This is a genomic window from Streptomyces sp. NPDC060028 (assembly GCF_042736725.1).
GTDB lineage: Bacteria > Actinomycetota > Actinomycetes > Streptomycetales > Streptomycetaceae > Streptomyces.
The window spans coordinates 1-4,361 of the sequence record NZ_JBHWVJ010000162.1 but is presented as its reverse complement, the minus strand read 5'-3'; the positions used below and the strand labels follow the sequence as shown (position 1 = coordinate 4,361).

The window sequence follows — 4,361 nt, the reverse complement described above, 5'->3', positions numbered from 1 at the left end:
CCTGGACCGTCAAGATCCAAGTGTCTCCGGTGTCCAAAACCCGGGGTCAAGGCCCAAGGACATCGATGACAACGGCTATGACGGGCCCTGGCCGGACAATTGAAAGATTACGGTGAACACATGCGCGGCCCGGTCTGGGGGCACCGTCTACGCCTACGCCGAGGCCCAGTGGGACGGCCCCGCGTTGTACGGGACGGCCTCCGACACTTTCGACGGGGCGAAGATCAGGTTGCAGATCATGCACTCGCAGCAGGGCACGGACCCGGTGGTGATGGAGCGCGATTTCCAGATCAAGGACCAGTTGCAGCGCGGGGACCGCAATGGCCGCTATCGCACCCCCGTGATCAACCACCGTGCCGGCAGTGGCGCGTATGGGGATCTGGTGCTCTTCCTGGACTGGCATGGGGACGGCCACGGCTACCAGCACCACGACTACAAGGGGACATCGACCGTCTGATCCGGACCGACGCCCGAGGTCCCGATCCGCCAGGGGTCGCACCACTGGCTAAGCATCACGAACCAGATCCGTCACGTACGAGCTCGTAACAGGATCTTGATGGGATGTTCTGGTTTGGCGTGACCGGTGTGACGATTCGGCCGTTTGGGATGGTGTGAGTGCTCGGCCGTGGATCGTGGATGACCACTTGTGGGCGCTGATCGAGCCGCTGCTGCCGCCTTGGCCGAAGAGGTCGTCTGGGCCGCGGCCGGTGGCTGACCGGCAGTGTCTGCAGGGCATCCTGTACCTCCTGTGCAACGACATTGCCTGGCAACTCCAGCCGCCTGTGCAGGGATTCGGCTCGGGACAGACCTGTTGGCGCAGACTGGATCCATCAATCAGATCTCCGGTCTCCGGTCAATCTCTCGCGCGATGGAGGGCGAGAAGGGCGTGGTTCGGCAGGGGTGATCTGAGCGAGCGCTGTGGTCGTGGGCGTTGTTCAGCCTGCGAGGTGGAGGGTGGGACGAGTTTCGGTGGAGGGAATGTTTTCGCTGCCGTCGGGGTCCGGGTCGAAGTCGGTGTCGGTGCGGGGGTCGTTGCTGCGGGGGGGCCGGATGTTGCCGGTGGGGAAGTGCAGCGGCCACACGAAGGTGGTGGTGTTTTGGAGGTGGTTGACCATGTGGGCGAGTGATTCGTAGCCGGCCAGCAGGGGGTGGATCAGGACGGTGCCTTGGCGCTGGCGCTCGCCGATGATGCCTTTGTCTCGGAGTTGGCTGATGGCTCGGGAGACGGCGGCCTGGCTGAGGTCGAGCCGCTTGGCGAGGTCTTGCTGTTTGATGCGGACCAGGCCGCCGGGTTCCTGCCGCGCGGTGAGGACGTCGAAGACATCGCGGGCGGTGGGGGACAGTCGCGCGTTGGGCAGGATCTCGAAGGCCTCTGGGTTGTGGAATCCGGGGGTGCTCATCGCGTGGCCTCGCTCCTCACGGACGGGACGATGATCTCGTGGGCTGCCAGTGTGGTCGCGCCGAGCGTGTTGAGGAGCCGGTGCTGTTTCCTGCTGCCCCAGCGGTAGGTGTAAAGCGGGTGGAGCCGGTACTCGCCTCGCCTCTCCTTCCAGGCGAAATTATGCTTGCTCAGCTGTGCGATTGCACGGGACACCTTCGACTGCGAGCACCCGAACTTGGCAGCCAGGCTGCTCTGCGTCATCTGCACCAGCGCCTGGCCGTCGTGGTTGGCGCTCATGTGATCCAGAATGTTCCGGGACATCTGGGACAGGCCGAACTTCCACAGGTTCTCCTGAAGGACCTGTGACGAGCTCAGATGCTTGCTGCCATAGAAGGCGTACGGCCGGACTTCCGGGTCGGTGCTGAACGTGCCGCCCTTGCGCGCGATCTTCTCCAGCGATTTCAGCAACTGCCGTGCCGTCTCCATGCCGTTGACGGCATGTACCGGTGGGGGTGCCAGAGTCGGCCGCACGGCCTCCGCGAATGCCTCCCCACTGCGCCTCAAGGGCTGGGCCACGGGCTCTCCTCCATGATCGCTGACGCCGGATAAAATATCAGCAGCGTGATGTTATTCGGGGGATGTATTCGCTTCCCGGATGCGTCTTGCGGAGGTCTCGCTATGCAGCTATGTGCATGCATCTCCGCCTCAGCAGCGACGATCTATGCACCTTGGATGCATGGATCGGGAGCGTTCTTGCAGGTCAGAGGGTTGCCTCTATCTGATCTTTAGAGCGCGCGCTCAATCCACATCGCTTCACCCTCCAACCACCGCTTCCACTGCCGCCTCTTGCGCCCAGGGCACGCCACCTGCCGTGCCCTGCACCTGATCTGACTCCAAACCAACAGCGGTGGCCTCACCGAATCACTCACCGTGGCACCCATCCGACGTCGCGATTCGACAACACCAGGGGCTACACCCTCACCAGGAACCCCAGGGCGCTTGCCGAAGCGCCGGCAACGCCGATCTGAGGGAAGTTGCACCAGGCGCCGAAACTCGATGCGTACGGCGCTCCGGGCGGCCTTCTTGCTCTGAATCCGTACCGACTTCCGGTCTGAGCCGGCCCCCGACAGCTGCCTGGTCACCGGGCACTCCACGTGAGCCGTCTTCCGGTCCGTTGTGCGCTGGATGGACGGGGTGCCCGGAGGGACGGGGGCGGTCACCGTCGGGGTTGAGAGCAGCGGGGTGTGCGCATGGGGGGAAATATGGGGGAAATGATCAGGGGGGATATGGGCGGAAGTATGAGGGGAGGTATGGGGGGAAGGTGCATCGGCAGCAGGTTTGCGTTGTGCCTGGTCAGGCCCCAGATTTCTGCTGGTGAGTGTGCGGACTTTCTTTTGTGTGGGGGTGTTAGGGGTGGGGATTGAGGGTTGAGGGGGTGAGTGCGTGTGGAGTCCTGCTGCTCGCGGGTCTTTGATGGGCTCGGGTTTTGGGCTGTCGGGTTGTCCGTGCGCTGTCCGGCGGCGGAGCCTGTGTGTCTCGTCGGTGCCGTCTTTGGCCCGTGGTTGGTTGCCTGGCCTGCTCTGTGACCCTGTAGGCGCCCGTCAGCGGGGCTACCGCCGCTGGCAGCCCCGCTGCGTTGGGCGGGTGTGAGGTGGTTCACCGCACGCTGCCCGCGGTGGTCAGGGCCCGGTCGATGTCGTCGGCGGGCGGGCCATGGAGTCGCGGACGGGTCCGTCGGCTTGGCCGCAGCGTTCGCGCATCGGCCCGATCTCCAGGGCGCGGTCCCCGATGGCGAACGTTTCCTGGGGGCTGTCGTTCGACTGCTTCGCGGAGTTCAAAGAACCTGGGAGGGTGGGACAGGGTTGGGCCTGTCGTGGCGCGGCGTCCGCATGGATGTGGCCGGCGCCCACTTCCGCCGAGGCGGGTGGCAAGGGCGCCAGCCGACCGAAGAACACTCCACAGGGAGACCCGGGTGCGTCATCAGCGCGAGCATAGCGCGGGGACGGCCCAGTCACGTGCAGCATGATGCCGTTTGGATGCGGTACCTTTCTGCGCGCGGGAACCGCTGCGCTGGCGGATCGGAGTGTCTTGACTGCGGCGCCGGCGTCGGCGCGTCTTGGTGAGCGGGAGGTCGGAAGTCGTGATCCGTGCTGGACGAACCGCGGTGGGTCGTCACGAGCTTGCCGCCGTCTTGGAAATGACGTGGGCGACCTTCGACCGTACAAAGCCGCACACTGCCGTCGGCTTCCCGCCGCTGGTCAGCTCTCAAGGGGCACTTGTGCTGCTGTGGGACTTGGAGCAGGCGGTGGCCTATCGAGAGGGCCGGCCGTTGCCGGTGATTCCGCCGGGAGAGGACGATGCGGATCTGCTCGACCGCCGCGAGGCATCCGCCCTGCTGGGTGTGAAACCGCGCAGCATCGACAGTTACAAGACCGACCCGCGGCTGGCCGACCACGTCGTGGTGGTCGGTGGGGTCGAGCACTGGCCCCGCGCAGCGGTACGTGCCTATGGAGCAGCTCGCGGTACCGTGGCTGGCACGCAGGGCCGACCGAAGGGGTCCGGCGACATGGTCCCCCGGGACCTGCTCCCCGGCCGTATCGCGGAACTCCTCAACGAGAACCCTGCGGTGAGCGCCGCCTACACGGTCGAAGTCCTTGGCATCTCGACTTCGACTGCGCAAAAGCACCTGCAGCAGGAGCGCGCCGTACGCATCGCTGCCCTGATGCGCACGGAGCCGGGCCTCGATATCGAAGGAGCTGCGGACCGCCTTGGCTATCCGCCGGCGGTTCGCCGTACCGCCCTGAAGGTCGCTCAACGGCTCTACGACGCTCCTTGACACCAACCTCCCCTTGAGGGGTGGGGGCCCCGACCCCGGGGGTGGCCCCAACACAATAAAACAGCGGGTGGGGGGGGGAGAGTTAACAAAAAAAACCCCAACGACACCCAACACCAAAGCCGTGTGCTGATAAGGGTGGTGTGG

General features: G+C 65.3%; 5 protein-coding genes and 1 pseudogene. 3 read left to right on the top strand and 3 right to left on the bottom strand.

Annotated features, from left to right (window positions below):
- The first annotated feature begins 112 nt into the window (after positions 1-112).
- Positions 113-457 (top strand): hypothetical protein, encoded by a 345-nt coding sequence (locus ACFWBF_RS37045; protein WP_385609232.1) that lies wholly within the window; start codon positions 113-115, stop codon positions 455-457.
- 154 nt (positions 458-611) lie between these two features.
- Positions 612-815: pseudogene (locus tag ACFWBF_RS37040) on the top strand (transposase); the annotation flags it as partial.
- Positions 816-935: 120 nt separating this feature from the next.
- Here ACFWBF_RS37040 and ACFWBF_RS37035 read toward each other — a convergent pair.
- The 3 genes from ACFWBF_RS37035 to ACFWBF_RS37025 all read right to left on the bottom strand — a co-directional run bounded on the left by ACFWBF_RS37035 (position 936) and on the right by ACFWBF_RS37025 (position 3,219).
- Positions 936-1,400, bottom strand: a complete 465-nt coding sequence (locus tag ACFWBF_RS37035) for a helix-turn-helix transcriptional regulator (RefSeq protein ID WP_385609231.1) — start codon at positions 1,398-1,400, stop codon at positions 936-938.
- Positions 1,397-1,957: a hypothetical protein gene (locus ACFWBF_RS37030; RefSeq protein ID WP_385609230.1), complete on the bottom strand. Its 561-nt coding sequence runs from the start codon at positions 1,955-1,957 to the stop codon at positions 1,397-1,399. The genes ACFWBF_RS37035 and ACFWBF_RS37030 overlap by 4 nt, the downstream gene beginning before the upstream one ends.
- Before the next feature lie 1,103 nt (positions 1,958-3,060).
- The gene (locus ACFWBF_RS37025; protein WP_385609229.1) at positions 3,061-3,219 is read right to left on the bottom strand and encodes a hypothetical protein; all 159 of its coding nucleotides are present in this window, start codon (positions 3,217-3,219) and stop codon (positions 3,061-3,063) included.
- A gap of 326 nt (positions 3,220-3,545) precedes the next feature.
- Between ACFWBF_RS37025 and ACFWBF_RS37020 the strand changes: the two genes are divergently transcribed.
- Positions 3,546-4,217 carry a hypothetical protein gene (locus tag ACFWBF_RS37020; protein ID WP_385609228.1) on the top strand — a complete coding sequence of 224 codons (672 nt, stop codon included), beginning with the start codon at positions 3,546-3,548 and terminating at the stop codon, positions 4,215-4,217.
- Positions 4,218-4,361: the final 144 nt, after the last annotated feature.